12 protein-coding genes and 1 pseudogene are annotated in these 15,555 nt (G+C 45.3%); 6 read left to right on the top strand and 7 right to left on the bottom strand.

Annotated elements, in window-relative coordinates; translation table 11 throughout:
• Positions 1 to 28 precede the first annotated feature (28 nt).
• The 6 genes from AB4154_RS09515 to AB4154_RS09490 form a co-directional block, all read right to left on the bottom strand.
• Entirely contained in the window at positions 29 to 2,416 is a 2,388-nt protein-coding gene (locus tag AB4154_RS09515; protein ID WP_372122805.1) for a family 20 glycosylhydrolase, read from the bottom strand.
• A gap of 241 nt (positions 2,417 to 2,657) precedes the next feature.
• Positions 2,658 to 3,293 carry a bifunctional 4-hydroxy-2-oxoglutarate aldolase/2-dehydro-3-deoxy-phosphogluconate aldolase gene (locus AB4154_RS09510; protein WP_372122804.1) on the bottom strand — a complete coding sequence of 212 codons (636 nt, stop codon included), beginning with the start codon at positions 3,291 to 3,293 and terminating at the stop codon, positions 2,658 to 2,660.
• Positions 3,294 to 3,312: 19 nt separating this feature from the next.
• A complete protein-coding gene (locus AB4154_RS09505; RefSeq protein ID WP_372122802.1) occupies positions 3,313 to 4,260 on the bottom strand; it encodes a sugar kinase in 948 nt (315 codons plus the stop codon).
• 90 nt (positions 4,261 to 4,350) lie between these two features.
• Complete coding sequence (locus AB4154_RS09500) at positions 4,351 to 5,865, bottom strand: sodium:solute symporter family protein (protein WP_048660497.1); 1,515 nt, start codon at positions 5,863 to 5,865, stop codon at positions 4,351 to 4,353.
• A 206-nt stretch (positions 5,866 to 6,071) separates the two neighbouring features.
• On the bottom strand, positions 6,072 to 6,464 hold the full coding sequence (locus AB4154_RS09495; protein ID WP_017065166.1) for a RidA family protein: 393 nt from the start codon (positions 6,462 to 6,464) through the stop codon (positions 6,072 to 6,074).
• A 103-nt stretch (positions 6,465 to 6,567) separates the two neighbouring features.
• The gene (locus AB4154_RS09490) at positions 6,568 to 8,001 is read right to left on the bottom strand and encodes an amidohydrolase family protein (protein ID WP_102398392.1); all 1,434 of its coding nucleotides are present in this window, start codon (positions 7,999 to 8,001) and stop codon (positions 6,568 to 6,570) included.
• Between the two features lie 176 nt (positions 8,002 to 8,177).
• On the opposite strand from AB4154_RS09490, the gene AB4154_RS09485 reads away from it, so the two are divergent.
• Together AB4154_RS09485 and AB4154_RS09480 are read left to right on the top strand one after the other, a co-directional pair.
• Positions 8,178 to 9,452 (top strand): amino acid deaminase, encoded by a 1,275-nt coding sequence (locus AB4154_RS09485; RefSeq protein ID WP_017062020.1) that lies wholly within the window; start codon positions 8,178 to 8,180, stop codon positions 9,450 to 9,452.
• 171 nt (positions 9,453 to 9,623) lie between these two features.
• Positions 9,624 to 10,487, top strand: coding sequence for a MurR/RpiR family transcriptional regulator (locus AB4154_RS09480; RefSeq protein WP_017065163.1), 864 nt, complete (start codon positions 9,624 to 9,626; stop codon positions 10,485 to 10,487).
• Here AB4154_RS09480 and AB4154_RS09475 read toward each other — a convergent pair.
• Positions 10,484 to 10,997: pseudogene (locus AB4154_RS09475) on the bottom strand (hydrolase). The gene AB4154_RS09480 and the pseudogene AB4154_RS09475 overlap by 4 nt on opposite strands.
• Before the next feature lie 216 nt (positions 10,998 to 11,213).
• Here AB4154_RS09475 and AB4154_RS09470 point away from each other — a divergent pair.
• The 4 genes from AB4154_RS09470 (at position 11,214) to AB4154_RS09455 (ending at position 15,476) form a co-directional block, all read left to right on the top strand.
• The gene (locus AB4154_RS09470) at positions 11,214 to 11,783 is read left to right on the top strand and encodes a porin family protein (protein ID WP_372122800.1); all 570 of its coding nucleotides are present in this window, start codon (positions 11,214 to 11,216) and stop codon (positions 11,781 to 11,783) included.
• A 233-nt stretch (positions 11,784 to 12,016) separates the two neighbouring features.
• Positions 12,017 to 13,639, top strand: coding sequence for a phosphoethanolamine transferase (locus tag AB4154_RS09465; RefSeq protein WP_372122798.1), 1,623 nt, complete (start codon positions 12,017 to 12,019; stop codon positions 13,637 to 13,639).
• A 326-nt stretch (positions 13,640 to 13,965) separates the two neighbouring features.
• Complete coding sequence (locus AB4154_RS09460; protein ID WP_372122797.1) at positions 13,966 to 14,901, top strand: CorA family divalent cation transporter; 936 nt, start codon at positions 13,966 to 13,968, stop codon at positions 14,899 to 14,901.
• A complete protein-coding gene (locus tag AB4154_RS09455) occupies positions 14,901 to 15,476 on the top strand; it encodes a mechanosensitive ion channel family protein (protein ID WP_017062014.1) in 576 nt (191 codons plus the stop codon). The genes AB4154_RS09460 and AB4154_RS09455 overlap by 1 nt, the downstream gene beginning before the upstream one ends.
• Positions 15,477 to 15,555: the final 79 nt, after the last annotated feature.

Raw genomic sequence — 15,555 nt, 5'->3', positions numbered from 1 at the left:
GTGACTTATTCACTAATCCGTTAACGACTTACTCAGCTAACTGCTTCAACAACAGTTCTGTTGGGCGCACAATCGCGATGATCGATTCATCGTAGATTTTCGCTGAATCAGACAGTATCGCTTGGTAGGCATTCACGTCAGCTTCTCTTACCTTCTCGCCAGCTTGCGCTTTAGCAATCAAAGTTAATGCTAAATCTGCAACTTCAACGGTTTTCTCTGCAACCACCACAGTCTCTACCGAAGACACGTTACCAGCGAAGACAGTTTCCGCCGCTAGTGCAGCTGATTTTGCTTGCTGATAATGCTCTGCAAGTTGCTCTAGCGCCTGCTGATTGCCTGTCGCCACTTCATTGACCAAGTCTTGCATCTCATACACCGCGTAGCTTTCTACTGGCAAAGCATCCACGAAGCGATTTAGGCGCTCGTATTGGCTGTACAAGGTGCCCTTAGGTTCAGTGGAGTTCCACTTTTCCCAGTTGCGAGCATAGTATTGAGCCGGCTCGGTGTATTTCGCTAGCACGCGCAGGTCGTGAATATCTTGGTCTTTGGCAATGCGCTTCAACAACATATCAGCATCGGCGTGGTGACGTAACCCAACCGACACTTCCGACCATGTATCCATTGCTTTCATGCGCTTATACATACTGCGTTCGTCTGTCAGTTCTGCATCCGACCAGAAACGTTCTGCAATTGCATAACTGCGAGGCCATAGGTAGTTTTCGACCGTGAGGCTGTCTTTGTTTTCTAGCCACATGGTGATCTCGCCGCCTAAAATCAGCTCTTTTTCTTTGTCGGTTAGCTCCGCGGGGTAGCCTCCGTTTGGCTCAGGGATCACGCTGCCTTCTACATCGCTGCTCGCAATCACTTCGCCTGTGGTTGGCCAGCGCACGTTACCAATTAACTGATAGCTGCCTTCCGCAAACCCATTTGGATTCAAGTTCAGGTTGAATTCGGTATACGACATGAAGTTATCGAAGTGGCCGACAAAGGTTTTACCTGGCACATAATCAAGGATGAAGATCTCTTCGCGAGACTTGCCGTTGTAATCACTGAATGCGCGGAAAGTCCCGTCTTTCGCTTCAATGATAGTCAGTGTTCCCTTACGTGGGCCGCCTTTTGAACGTGGCTTCTCCCATTGATACGTGACGAACTTTTCGCCACTGTGCAGCTTATCGTCAACAGTAATGCCACTTGGCATTGGGTCATTGCGATAGTGGTAGCTCGTCGGCTGAGGTTGATCTAGGTAATAACCCGTAGAAAGAATACCTGGGTAGCCCTCTTTCGCCGCACGGCCAATGCTGTCGTGCCCTTGCCAGCTTTGAATCACGATCGAAGTCGGCAGATCTTTATGCCAAATCTCATCCCAACCCGTCATCTTCTTACCGCGCTCTTCGAGCATCTTCTCAACTTTTACATTGAGGTAAGACTGCAGACCACGCTCGCCATCGATATTGTTCTCTTCAATGAACTGTTGATGCTTTTCGCTGTTTTTCCACTGTGCATAATTCGGCTCATCGCCACCAATGTGGAAGTACTCATCAGGAAACAGCTCGGTCACTTCATCAAACACATCACCAAGCATCTCATAGACTTCTGGGTTCAGTGGGTCCATGAGCGGCTCAAACACGCCCCACCCTCTTTCTTGCTCGTAGTTTTTCCCTTCACCGCCCGACATCAAACGCGGGTAAGCGTGAGCAACCGCAGAAGAGTGACCCGGAAGAGACACCTCTGGAATCACACGAATACCAAGATTACGCGCGTATTCAACTAAGTAGCGAACTTGGTCTTTGGTGTAGTAATTACCATCAGCGGTTTCAGACCACAAACGCGGCCATGATTCGGTTTGAATGCGAATGCCTTGGTCGTCCCAAAAATGCCAATGGAACACGTTCATCTTCGCCGACGCCATCGCATCTAACTGACGAATCAGCACATCGAATTCAATGAAGTGACGTGAAGTATCGTAAGAAACACCACGCCAGCGGAAACGAGGCTCATCGACAATGGTTACGGCAGGGATATGGTAGCCAGTCGCCGTGGTTTTAACGAGCTGTAAAAGGGTTTCGATGCCGTGAATAGTGCCGTATGGGCTTGGAGAACTCAGCGCGATTTGTTCACCCTGAGTGGTAATTTTGTAGGACTCTACAGAGTCGATGTTCTGTACTTCAGACTTTGGCGCCACGTCGATATCAATGATCAGGTTCGCTTGGTCTGCACTATCCACCTGCCAATTTAGAATCGGTACACCCGTCTGACGCTCAAGGCGATCAATAAAACGTTTCGCCGTGTATTCAACACGGTCAGAGTTAAAGCCTTTGATGTAAACCTTGAAGTTACCGTCGACCTTAACCTGTCCAGCTTTCAGCTCGACTGTTTGCGGGTACGGCATTAAATTTAGATCGGTATTTGGAGCCATTGCTAACGCCATTGGGGACACTACTGAACCTGAAATCAATAGGGATAATATAGTTTTTTCATTATTAGTTTTCCTATATAAATATGGTTCTGTTTTGTTTATCGGAGGCGATTCACAAAACAGAACCATCAGCCACTGCTGTTGCTCGTTATCTCTAATTCGAAAGCTTGCTATAACTAGTTCAAAAATTGTTGCTAGTTCAAAGCTTATCGCCTGTTAAAAAACGAATGAGGTCAAAAACTTATTGCTCATTGACAAGAGCGACCGCTTCACGAACCAATACCGCAATCTCATCCCATTGCTCGTTCTCGATCATTTTTGGCGACACCATCCAAGTACCACCGCAGCACACCACGCGATCGACGGCTAGGTAGTCATTGACGTTGTGTTTACCGATACCGCCTGTTGGCATCAAAGACACATCAACGTATGGCGCTAGCAGAGACTTCACCATGTTGATGCCACCAGACGCTTCTGCTGGGAAGAACTTCAAAAAGTTAAGACCTAGCTCCAACGCTTGCTCTACTTGGCTTGGGTTGTTTACGCCAGGAACGATTGGCATACCGATCTCTTGGCAACGTTTTACTGTGTTGGGATTCAAGCCCGGTGCTACGATGAATTCGCTACCCGACTCTTTCGCAAGGTCGATCTGCGCAGGTGTGAGTACTGTACCTGCACCGATACACATCTCTGGGTACGCATCGCGCATCGCACGAATCGCGTCAGCTGCCGCTTCAGTACGAAATGTTACTTCAGCAACTGGCAGGCCGTTTTCTACCAACACTTTTGCCAGTGGAATTGCTTGTTCAACCTTGTTGATTTGGATAACAGGGATAACTTTGAATTGCTTAAGTTTGTTGATCATTTCTTGAGACATAATAATTCCGCTTTTTATTTTACTTTTTAATCAGTTGGCTCATAGCGCTCATAGGGATTATTGCGCCAGAGTATTGAATAACGATGGAAGCCAGTTGGTGGCCAAATTCGGCTGCGTCGGTGGCGCTCTCGCCAGTAAGACGCGCAGCTAAATAACCCGCAGCGAATGAATCGCCCGCAGCGCAGGTGTCGACCACGTTAGAAACACGAGTCGCGGATACATAACTCTCAACAACATCGCCTTGTTCAACTTGAACAATCTTGCATGGCTCACAGCCACGTTTGATGACGATCTCTTGGCAGCCTAAGCGAAGGCAGCGTTGTTGAACGCTCTCGCCATTGCCCCAAACCAGCAGGTCGTCGTCTTCGGTAATCAGTGCAATGTCGACCAATGGTAGTAACTTGGCGTACCAATGCTGAGCTTGTTCAGTCGTCCAAAGTTGCGGGCGATAGTTGTTATCAAAAATCAGCTTGCCGCCTTGATTTGAGAACACGCTAATAGCTTTGAATAAGCGCTCACGATAGGCGTCATCTAAAATCGCGATACTGATACCGCTGATGTAAACCGCATCGACTTGTTTCTCGGTCAGGGCGATTTCAAGCTTATTCAGATCACTAGCTTGAAAGTAAGATTTGACTGCCGCGTCGTTGCGCCAGTAATGAAAGTGTCGCTCGCCTGTCTCGTCGGTTTCAACCATGTAGAGTCCAGGAAGCTTGTTCGCAATGCGTTCGACGAAATTGGTTTGAATGCCTTCTAGTTGCCAGCTATCAATCATATTTTGAGACAGCTCATCACTGCCAAGCCCTGTCGCATAGTGCACAGAGAGGTTTTGATGTTGAGTTAAGCGAGAAAGGTAAAGTGCGGTATTAAGTGTGTCACCGCCAAACTTTTTGGTTAATGGAGAGCCGCTGATTTCGACCATACATTCGCCAAAGAAAGCAATATTGAAATGAGAAGATGCAGGCATAGCCGATCCTAAAATAGAGAGATATATGTGGGAGAAGGCCCTGCCACTAAGCAGGGCCTGAATTAAGCAAACCAGTTGTGGAGACTAGGTTTAGCTTGTTTGATTTGCAGGACGTTGAGGTGCCGCTTCTTCTTCAAGTACGCCAGTCTCAGACATTTCCATCTCCATCAGAGCACGCTCGTCATCAAGAATCGCTTTTGCCATTTCAGGTGTTACTTGGTTAGCCGGAGTCACTAGGCTCACAACCACACCTGCCGTTAGAGCAAACAGACATGATGGGATAACTGGGTTGCCCCAGAAGGCTGTGTAGTCAGCGTTTAACATTACTACGAATGAAGCTACAGAAGCACCCGCTAGTGTTGCAAGCGCACCTTGCCAGTTGTAGCGTTTCCAGAATTTACCCAACATACCGCACACAAACATGCCCGACATAACCGTTGAAATCATCTTAGTGATGTAGCCAATGATGTCGTTTGACGTCAGTGCGAACAGTAGTGCGAAGCCAATCACCACAACCAAAGCTAGACGAGAGTAGTTCAACATTGATTCTTTGTTTGGTACGCGGCCTGTGAACATCACGTACACGTCACGCAGTAGGATAGATACACCGGCAATCGCATCTGAGCTTGCACTCGACATGGTTGCAGATAGACCTGCGATAAGAACAATCATGCCTACGCCAACTGGAAGAACCGTTGCAGCTACGTATGGGAACGAGTAGTTCGGGTTATCCAATGATGGGTCGATTGCGTGTGCCGCCATACCTATGATTGCTGGAATAATAGAGAAGAAAAGGTACAACACACCAGAAGCGACAAATGAGCGACGGATAGTTGAAACATCTTTACCAGAGTAGATACGCTGACGGAATGAAGGTGTTGCAAGTACGCCCACACCGATAACCACAGCCAGAGAAACAGCAGGCAGAATGCCCAGTTTATCGATTGCTAAAAAGCTTGTAGCAGCAGGGTCCATCGCAGCGTAAAGGTTATCCATGCCACCAATGTGATCAACAGACATTACCGCCATTAGGATGAAGCCAGCAAAAAGGATGATTGCTTGAATCGTATCGGTCCATACAACTGCTGTGTAACCACCGATAACAACGTAGATAGTGAAAGCTGCAGCAATAATAATTTTCGCAAGGTTAAGGTCGATGTCTGCAATCCACGCTAGGTACATGCCGCCACCTAGAATGTGCGCACCTAACCAACCGATTGACGCGATAAAGATAAGTAGGCCAACCACGTTTTTTACGATTCGGTTAGCGCCAACGTAATAAGCCAGCTCTTCACTCATGGTCATGAAGTTCAGTTTACGAACCGGAGCAAACCAAAGTGCAAGCAATAGGATGCCGACAGCACCGCCTATTCCGTACAGAGCACCCGCCCAACCATTTGCGTAGCCAAAGCCAACCGCGCCCATACTTGAACCCGTGCCGACCATAGTCGCAACTGTTGTACCAAGTACTAAGAATAATGGCAGGCCACGGCCACCTAATAAGAAATCTTCGCCAGATTTTTGATTACGCGAGACAAACCAGCCTAACCAAATTAAAAAACATACGTACACGCCGAAGCCTGTAAGAAAAAGTGTGCTGTTCATTTGACACCTCTCAGTGAAATATTGAGTTCATTCTTGAACTTTATTTATGATTCATTCATTTTTATATTTCATATAATTACTTTATTGATTTTATCTATTTTAATTAAAGTAATTTTTATAAATGTAGGGTGAGAGTATTAAAGGATAATAACAGGGATGACTAACCCCTAATACTCTCTAAGTAGGTAATTGTGATTAGGTTATTACTAAACGCGATCCGCGCGGTAGCAAGTCACATCTACTTCAACCTTCACGTCTACAACTAGGTCGCAAACCATGCAGATACGAGCCGGTGGGTTAGCACCGAAGAACTCTTTGAATACCTTATTAAAAGATTGGAAGTAACGAGAATCCGTTAGCACAACCTTTACGTGCATTACGTCTTCTAGGCCGTAGCCCGCTTCAGTCATGATATCGACACAGTTTTGGATCGCTAGGCGAGACTGGTCAACAATGCCACCCTCTACCACTTCACCATCTGTCATCGGTGTCTGGCCAGAAACGTATAGGAAACCACCCGCTTCAGTTGCGCGTGCAAATGGTAAATGTTGTCCGCCTGTACCTGTACCGCCTTCAACACCGTAACGTTTAATAGTCATTTTTTAACTCCACTTCTTTATAGATAATATTGGTTCTGTTCCAATATATTTAAATTAATTCGTCGTTTTCTTATTACTGTATATCTAATAAAATAATTAAATTCTAATTACGGTAAATAAAAACGCCTGAACGATTATTTTTCACTTTTCCTTTTTGGTAAGTTAACTCACCATTTACAAATACACTTTCGATTCCCTCAGCAACTGACATAGGATTTTCAAATGTTGCTGTGTCTTTAATATTCTTTGGGTCAAATAAAACTAAATCGGCAAATGCGTCTTGGCGAATCTCACCTCTTCCCGCGAGGTTATAGCGCTTCGCAGACATTCCGGTCATTTTGTGAATCGCTTCTGGTAGCGCAAACAGTTTTTCATCTCGGCAGTAATGACCTAAGACTTTCGGGAAGGTGCCCCACAATCTTGGATGTGGATGCGGGTCATTGGGTAAACCATCAGAACCAACCATGGTCAGCTTGTATTTCAATACGCGCTTTACGTCGTTCTCATCCATGCAGTGGTAAACCGCACCGGCTGGTTGAAGCGCTTTTGCTGCGTCCATCAGTGGTAGGTTCATCTCATCAGCAATCTGCTTAAGCGTTTTGCCTGCATGTTCTGGCTTTGCTTTAGACCAAGTAATGAAGATATCGAAATCGTCCGTCACCTGTTTCAAATCTAATGTCGAAGAGCTCGCTGAGTATGGGTAGCAGTCGCAAGACACATCTTGGTGCTCAGAAACCTTGTCCATCAAATCAAGTACTTCAACGGTTCTGCCCCAGTTACCTGCACCTGCACATTTAAGGTGAGAGATAACAACCGGTACTTTCGCGTATTGCCCAGTCTCAAACGCTTCTTCCATCGCGCTTAAGATCTCTTCAAATTCGGTACGCATATGCGTGGTATAGATGCCGCCATGGCTAGAAAGCACTTTCGCTAACTGCATCACTTCGTTGGCATTAGCTTGTTTCGCGCTGGCGTAAGCCAAACCTGAACTCAAACCCAGTGCACCCTGCTCCATCGCTAAATCAAGGTTGGTTTGCATTACCGCGATTTCTTCTTCGCTTGCGGTGCGTTGTAGGTCGTCCATCACTTGGTTACGCAGTGTGGTGTGGCCAACTAACGCTGCTACGTTCACCGCTGGTTGCGCTTGCTCTACGGCTTGTGCATACGCGGCAAAGGTTGGGTATTTGAAATCAGCCTGCGCGCCTAATAGGTTCATTGGGTCTGGTGGATCGCCCGCCAAAACCGTTGGCGATGCGCTGATGCCACAGTTGCCAACAATTACGGTTGTCACGCCTTGGCTGATCTTTGGTAGGCAGTCTGGGTAACGAATTACATTGGTATCGTCGTGTGTGTGTACATCGATGAATCCAGGAGCCAATGCTAAGCCAGCTCCCTCAACCAACTGGCTACAATCTTCATGATCGACTTTGCCAATTTCGGCGATTTTTCCATCTCGGATTGCTACATCGGCACAAAACGATTGTTCGCCGGTGCCATCAAACACCTCTACATTTTTAATTATCGTATCGAACAACATTTCTCACTCTCTCAATCCACTTTGTTGATGGAGCTATATTAGAAATCCAGCCGATTATTTTCAGTGACAAAACACACATAATATTTTAATTTGTGTGATAGTTTCTATCACAAAATACATTACAGATATATTTAAACATTAAATAACAACCACTTAAATCATGTTAGGAATCAGCAATGAAACATAACCCTGCACAAAAAGATGTTATAAAGTATCAAAAAGATAGTTTCATCTTGACTGAAAAAGGCCAAAAAGGGAGAGCAGTATCACAATCTGAGAACGGTGTTTATCGACTGGTTGATGAAGACATTTCGCTTCCGGTAGCAATTATCAAACAATCAGCGTTGACCAATAACCTGAATTGGATGCAATCATTCGCCGATCATCATCAGGTTAAATTGTCACCACATGGCAAAACATCGATGACGCCTGATTTCTTCCGTCAACAGCTAGAAAATGGCGCTTGGGGAATTACCGTTGCGACACCTGCACAAGCAGAAATTGCAGCAATGGCAGGCGCAAAAAGAATCATCATGGCTAACCAATTGGTAGGTAAAACCAACATGGCGATCATCGAACAGCTTATTAGTGAGTTCGACGTTGATTTCTATTGCTGTGTGGATTCATCGGTAAACGTGCAGCAACTCAACCAATACTTCGCCAACAAAAAGCAGACGCTAAAAGCTCTAATCGAGTTTGGTGTTCCGGGTGGCCGTTGTGGTTGTCGTTCACCTCAAGAAGTTTTAGAACTGGCTCAAACCATTCAAGATACGCCTGCACTTTCGCTAGCGGGTATTGAGGTGTATGAGGGCGTGATTCATGGCGACAATGCCGAGCAAGACATTCGTACCTTCTTAAACCAAGCGCTGACCTCGGTCGAAAGCCTCGCATCAGACGGTTTAATTACCGGTCAACCTATCATCACTGGTGCAGGTTCGGCTTGGTATGACGTGGTTGCAGAATGTTTAGCGAACCTAACCGATTACTTGGCGATCATCCGCCCGGGCTGTTACGCGATTCACGACACAGGTATCTACCTAGACGCTCAAAGCAAAGTGTTGCAGCGTGCCCAAGTAAACCAAGGTTACGCGTGCGAATTGGGTGGAGATCTGGAATCGGCACTTGAGGTATGGGCGTATGTAATCTCTCGCCCAGAACCGACCAAACTAGTTGTTGGGCTAGGCAAGCGTGATGTGGCCTTTGATGCGGGGTTACCTATTGCCGAACGCGGCTATCGCAATGGCGAAGCTATCTCTGTGAAAGGGCTGACTGCGACCGCCGTGATGGATCAGCATACCTTTGTTGAAACGGACGGCTCTTCTGAAATTGAAGTGGGCGACATGATTGCATTCTCAACCTCACACCCGTGTTTAACCTTCGATAAGTGGCGCTACATTGCCATCAGCGATGACGACCATCAGGTAACAAACTGGGTGGAAACCTGCTTCTAGTTCGATTTTTCAATAAGCTAGAATCAGCGAAACAATAAGATATACTAACGGGGCTAACGCTTAGTTTTAAACGGCTAAATGGCTAAAAAGCTAAAGAGCTTACTTCTTACGAGCTAGGTTCTTAATAACTAGGTGATAACGATTAGCCCCATCAACAAAGGATCAGGATTCTTGAGTTTAGAAGTAGATATCATTTCACAGATAACGGAGCGTTTTCCCGCTCTTCGTGATGCAGAGAAAAAAGTCGCTAAGCTGATCATGGACGACATTGATTTTGCTGCCAATGCCAGCATCACAGAGCTTGCTGAAAGCGCTCAAGTCAGTGAAGCCACCATTACACGTTTTGCTAAGGCTATCGGCTGCAGCAACGTACGTGATATGAAGATCAAGCTTGCTCAAACACTGACAGTTGGCCAGCGTTTTATTCTCGAACCGGTTGACCAAACGGGTTATCAAGGTATCTACGAATCGATCAAGCAGAGCCTAGACATCAACCGCACCTTGTTCAAAGAGCAAGACGTTGAAACCGCAGTCAGCTGGCTGCATAACGCCAGACAAATCATTGCTATTGGCATGGGTGGTGGCTCGACCATCGCTTCTCAAGAACTGCAACACCGACTGTTTCGTTTGGGCTATCCCGTGGTGTCGTACAACGATGGCTTAATGTCACGTATGGTTGCCGCGACAGCAGACGCCAATGATGTGATGGTGATGATCTCCGCGACCGGTTTCACGCCTGTGATCACCGAAACTGCAGAGCTGGCGAAACAGTACGGGCTTAAGATCATAGCGATTACCCCAAAAGATACACCACTGGCAAAGATTGCCGATATCTTGTTACCCATCAAGCATATGGAAACTGACTTCATCTACAAACCGTCGGCTTCTCGCTACGCCATGTTGGCGTTAGTGGATGTGCTTTCTATGGGAATCGCGGTCAATCATAAGAATCGCTCGCGCGACAAGCTGCGTCGCTTGAAGGTTGCGTTAGATTCCTACCGAGGTGGGGGCGACAGACAGCCTCTCGGTGATTAACGAATCAAGGATAGAATGAGCTTAAATTCTGGTGCGCGGCAATCTTTCACTAGCTCGTATAAGCTCATTTCTAATCCCGTAATTTGGACACCAGCGTCCTGTAATCGGCTGATAGCCAACTTCTTATTCAATGCTGTCCGTGAACCAATACAGTCGCCAACTACCTGAACCCTGTACCCAAGCTCCAACAAACCCAATGCGGTTTGATAAACACAAATATGAGCCTCAATCCCACACCAACCAAGTCTCTACATCCTTGGTTTGAACCGCCTCAACAAACTTGGGCTCATCACACGCGTTAAACGTGAATTTAGGTATTGGTTTAGCATCACTCAAAAGGTCATTGAGTTCATCAACCGTCGCACCTAGCTTCTCTGGATTCTGCTCCAAACGAATAATTGGCAGACCCAAAACCTGTGCGCCCTTAATCAACTTTCCACAGTTAGAAATAAGTGTCTCACTCTCATCAACAAGGCGTGCAAGCTTACCTTGCACGTCCACAACCACCAAACATGTATTTTATTTCATTAGCATGTGTATTCCTTGTTTTTGGCAGCCTAACTCACTAAGCAACCGGATGAGCATTTTATCTACTATGTAACGATTTAGCTTACAAAGCCATACAGTAATACGTATAAGACTACGGAATAATGCTCACCAACGGTCGAAAGGTCGCAAAACAAAAATAATTGATACTGGCATGACATTTAAGAGTGAGTAACAAAAATGAACAAGATAACAAAATCAGCATTAGCACTGGGTTTAATCAGCGCAGTTTCTCTTCCAGCTTTAGCTGCAGGTACTGACGGCGGTGCGTACATCGGTGGCGGCCTTGGTGTGTACCAAGATTCTGATACAGACGGTCAAGGCAACCTAGACTCAGACGGCATGGGTTACAACCTATATGGTGGCTACCAGTTCAACCGTATCGTTGGTGTTGAACTTGGCTACAACGATTACGCAGACTACAAAAAAGGTGCTGCAAAACTGTCGCCAACTTCTATTTCGTTATCAGCAAACCTAGGTTATACGTTCGACAACACGATTCGTCCATTCGTGCTTGCAGGTTTAAGCTCTGTTGACCTAAACGCAAATAACGCAGCTCTATATGATGACGATAGCGGTACCGGTTTCCACTTTGGTGTTGGTGTTGAATACACGCCAATCGAACATCTAACACTACGCCTAATCTCACAAGCAGACGCAGTGAGTGTTGAGAACGACTACGGCTTTAAGAAAGAAGACAAAACACTTGCCTTCAACAGCATTAGCTTCGGTGGTTCTTACAACTTCTAATGTGATTGAACCACATAGAATAAGCTGAACATACTAATTCACTTTGCTGTTCCACCTTGTCATGAAGGTCACTCAGTAAAGTGAATTTTTTGTTTCTACACGCACTATCGCGTCATTTCACTTTAGCCGGTTTATCGCTCACCATTACTTACTGAGCTTTATGCGTTGATATTAGAGCTTTCTTGGTAGCGAGACTAAAATAAAGGGATAAGAGACGCAGGAAAACAAGACCTATGAATCTACCAAGCTTTAACATGTCGATAAACAAGCTGCCTTTTGTGTTGGCCGTGTATTATCTGCTTGTCGTCAATCTACCTCTCTCCCAAGAACTGTTTAGTATTGTTCAGGCATCGAAGTCTGAAAGCGTTGCGTTTCTTATCTCCATTCCTATCTTCTTCCTTGCTGCCTTTAATTTCATCTTCCAAGTCTTCAACTGGCCTATTTTCTCTAAGCCGTTTTTCATCTTATTGCTGATCACCTCAACCTTAGTCAGCTACAGCATGTTCAATTACGGCATATTCGTCGACTACGGCATGATAGAGAATGTGTTTGAGACCAATAGCGGTGAAGCAGCCAGCTATATCAGTGGTCACTCGATCTTATGGCTACTGGCTATGGGTGGTATTCCATCTCTCATCCTGTTGTTTACCAAACTTGAAAAAGAGTCTTGGAAGGATTTCTTTGTCTGGAAATCGATTGGCTTGCTCTCTTCCTTGATCGTCATTGCGATTATTGCCGGGCTTTTCTACAAAGATTATGTGTCGATTGGTCGTAATAACTCTCATCTTAAAAAGATGATCATTCCGACCGAATACGTAGCATCAACAGTCAAATACATCAATAACACCTACATCAAACAGCCCATCCCCTATCAAGAATTGGGATTAGATGCTCAACTCAAGCCACAAGCAAAAGCGGCAACCAAACCGACCTTATTGGTGTTTGTTCTTGGTGAAACAGCACGTGTATATAACTACCAATATTATGGCTATGAGAAAGAAACCAATGCTCATACCAAACCCTATAATCCGATCTTTTTCTCTGATGTTCAGTCATGCGGAACAGCCACTGCGGTTTCTGTGCCGTGTATGTTTTCTAACATGAGCCGAAGCAACTACGATCGCGACAAAGCCTACAACCAAGATAACGTAGTCGACATTATGAACCGCGCGGGCATTCACTCTATCTGGCGAGAGCACGATGGTGGAGACAAGGCGGTCGCACATCGAATCAAAGAGATGACTCTCGTCGCCAAAGACAGCGACCCGCTGTGTAATAAAGATGTGTGCTATGACACAGCCATGCTAGAGAACTTCGAACAAGATACTCAAGTTCTTAAACAAGATAGCATCATTTTCTATCATATCTCCGGATCTCACGGCCCAACTTACTTCGAGCGATACCCAGAAGATCATAAGAAGTTTGTGCCAGACTGCCCACGTTCTGATATCGAAAACTGCACCAAAGAGCAAGTGGTCAACACCTACGACAACACCATCTTGTACACAGATTTCTTTCTATCACAGGCTATTCAGAAGCTAGAGAAACTCACCGATAAGTACAATGTTGCGCTGATGTACATTTCCGATCACGGAGAATCATTGGGAGAAAATGGCGTCTACTTACACGGCATGCCTTATTCATTGGCACCGAAAGAGCAAACCCATGTGCCTATGATAATGTGGATGTCTGATGGTTTCGCCGAGCAGAAAGGGATAAACCAGACCTGCTTAAGAAAGGCAGGCAAAGAACAGAGCTTCTCCCAAGATAACCTGTTCGACTCTTTACTCGGCCTAATGGATGTACAAACCAAAGAATACCGAGAAAACCAAGACATTTTTGCTGCGTGTCGGTAGTGCTTTTACTTATGTAAACCATCGGAAAACTCGAGTTGCCTGAACAAGCTCTCCTCAACTTCCCCTAAAAAGAAAAGACCTCGGTCTTTTCTTTTTTTCGTCGCTAACATGGAGCCAGAGTGCTAATTTATAACGACGAAACAATGAGCTACATTTAATAGAGACAATAATGGAAGAGTCCGTCGTACTCCAAAGACCAACATGTCTTATTAGACTTCATCTCACTCACATCGCTCATTGAACTTACCACGATTAAGCTCAGTTCAATACCGCGCCTGAATGGCGCATAATATCAATGTTTACGTCATATCATTAAGGACAAATGAATGGACGCTTTCATAATTTCAAGCTGGCAATTTTCTGAGGGGGTGGCACATGAACACACCACCAGCCCAGCCTCATTCGAGCAATCAACTTGGTATCACTGCCAAAGAGATGCTGACGGTTTGAGAGAATGGCTCCACAGTAATACGGTTCCAAATGCCATCATCGATTCATTACTCACCGATGACACCCGTCCTCGGTTCGAACAGTTTGGCCACGACTGTTTTTTGATGATTCTGCGAGGGATTAATCTAAACGAAGGTGCTAACCCTGACGACATGCTTAGCCTACGCATCTTATGGTACAAAGGCACTTTAATATCGACACGCAAAGTTCCTTCAAAAGCGGTCAGTAATCTGATATCTGATCTCAAACAAAACCAAGGCCCGACATCATTACCTGATGTATTACTGGGCATGATACGTGGAATCAACCACAGTATTTCAACCTTCCTAGTACCCGTCGAACTCTTGATTGACGAGTTAGAATCTAAATCCAATATCGACATAAGATCCATTAACGCTCTGCATTCAAGGCTACTTAGACTAAGGCGCTATTTGAAGCCACAGAAATACGTTTTTGAGGACTTAATGAGTGACCTGCCTGCACCATTGAGTAAGCACAACAGTCATATAAAGAACAGCCTTGATACCATCCTGAGAATTAATGAGTCTGTTGAGTTTTACATCGAACAAATTAATGTATTTTTAGCGAGCCTAAGTCAGCAACAAGCTGAAAAAATGAATAGAAATACGTACCTATTTTCTATCATTGCGGGTATTTTCCTCCCTGCTGGGTTTTTCACCGGTTTGCTGGGTGTCAATATTGCAGGAATACCCGGAACAGATAACCCAATAGCATTCCCACTATTTTGCGTTGGGCTGCTCGTGGTCATAGCGGCAGAGGTCGTTATTTTGAAAAAATTGAGGTTTATTTAATGGTTGAGTTTTTGCAATCCAATATGTGGCTTAGACAAGTAGTTTTAGGTTTACTTCTTATCACTGTGTATTGGGTGATCAAACGCTTAGGTAAGAACTGGATAGAAACATTAGCGGAAAATAAACGTGTCGAATTGAAGCGAAAGCAGTTCGTGATTAAGTGTTTCAATATTGTTCTGTTTCTACTCTTCATCGCTGTGTTTACGATTGTTCTTAACTTGGGTTTTGGTGATATTTCTCTGTTCTTGTCTTCGATATTTGCGGTGCTGGGTGTCGCTTTATTCGCGCAATGGTCGATTCTAAGTAACCTCACAGCCAGCGTACTAATATTTTTCGTCTTCCCTTATCGCATTGGCGACAGAGTAAGAGTCGCGGAGAAAGACGAAGACATCAGCGGTGTGATCATCGATATCACCATGTTCCACGTTATTCTTCGACACAGTTCGGGCAACATCATCACCTACCCTAATAACCTGATCCTACAAAAAGGCGTGATAAAGGTATTAGTTGATCCTGAGTTAAAGAGTGAAACTGTCGATACAAAACTCATCAAAGCTGAAGACTCAGATAAGTAATGCGCCCTCTGTTGAACTTCCACATCAATAAGTTCAACAGAGGGTAAGATATCTTGCCCTCTTTCAATTAACATAAGCT

The sequence above is a fragment of the Vibrio sp. 10N.286.51.B11 genome (genome assembly GCF_041469245.1).
Taxonomy (GTDB): domain Bacteria; phylum Pseudomonadota; class Gammaproteobacteria; order Enterobacterales; family Vibrionaceae; genus Vibrio; species Vibrio crassostreae_C.
The sequence above is the reverse complement of the archived record's forward strand: the minus strand, read 5'-3'. Positions and strand labels throughout refer to the sequence as shown.

Coding starts and splice junctions, on each gene's coding strand:
- AB4154_RS09485 (WP_017062020.1), top strand. CDS start 8,178: ATGAAACATAACCCTGCACAAAAAGATGTTATAAAGTATCAAAAAGAT.
- AB4154_RS09490 (WP_102398392.1), bottom strand. CDS start 8,001: ATGTTGTTCGATACGATAATTAAAAATGTAGAGGTGTTTGATGGCACC.
- AB4154_RS09495 (WP_017065166.1), bottom strand. CDS start 6,464: ATGACTATTAAACGTTACGGTGTTGAAGGCGGTACAGGTACAGGCGGA.
- AB4154_RS09460 (WP_372122797.1), top strand. CDS start 13,966: ATGGACGCTTTCATAATTTCAAGCTGGCAATTTTCTGAGGGGGTGGCA.
- AB4154_RS09515 (WP_372122805.1), bottom strand. CDS start 2,416: ATGGCTCCAAATACCGATCTAAATTTAATGCCGTACCCGCAAACAGTC.
- AB4154_RS09470 (WP_372122800.1), top strand. CDS start 11,214: ATGAACAAGATAACAAAATCAGCATTAGCACTGGGTTTAATCAGCGCA.
- AB4154_RS09465 (WP_372122798.1), top strand. CDS start 12,017: ATGAATCTACCAAGCTTTAACATGTCGATAAACAAGCTGCCTTTTGTG.
- AB4154_RS09505 (WP_372122802.1), bottom strand. CDS start 4,260: ATGCCTGCATCTTCTCATTTCAATATTGCTTTCTTTGGCGAATGTATG.
- AB4154_RS09455 (WP_017062014.1), top strand. CDS start 14,901: ATGGTTGAGTTTTTGCAATCCAATATGTGGCTTAGACAAGTAGTTTTA.
- AB4154_RS09500 (WP_048660497.1), bottom strand. CDS start 5,865: ATGAACAGCACACTTTTTCTTACAGGCTTCGGCGTGTACGTATGTTTT.
- AB4154_RS09510 (WP_372122804.1), bottom strand. CDS start 3,293: ATGTCTCAAGAAATGATCAACAAACTTAAGCAATTCAAAGTTATCCCT.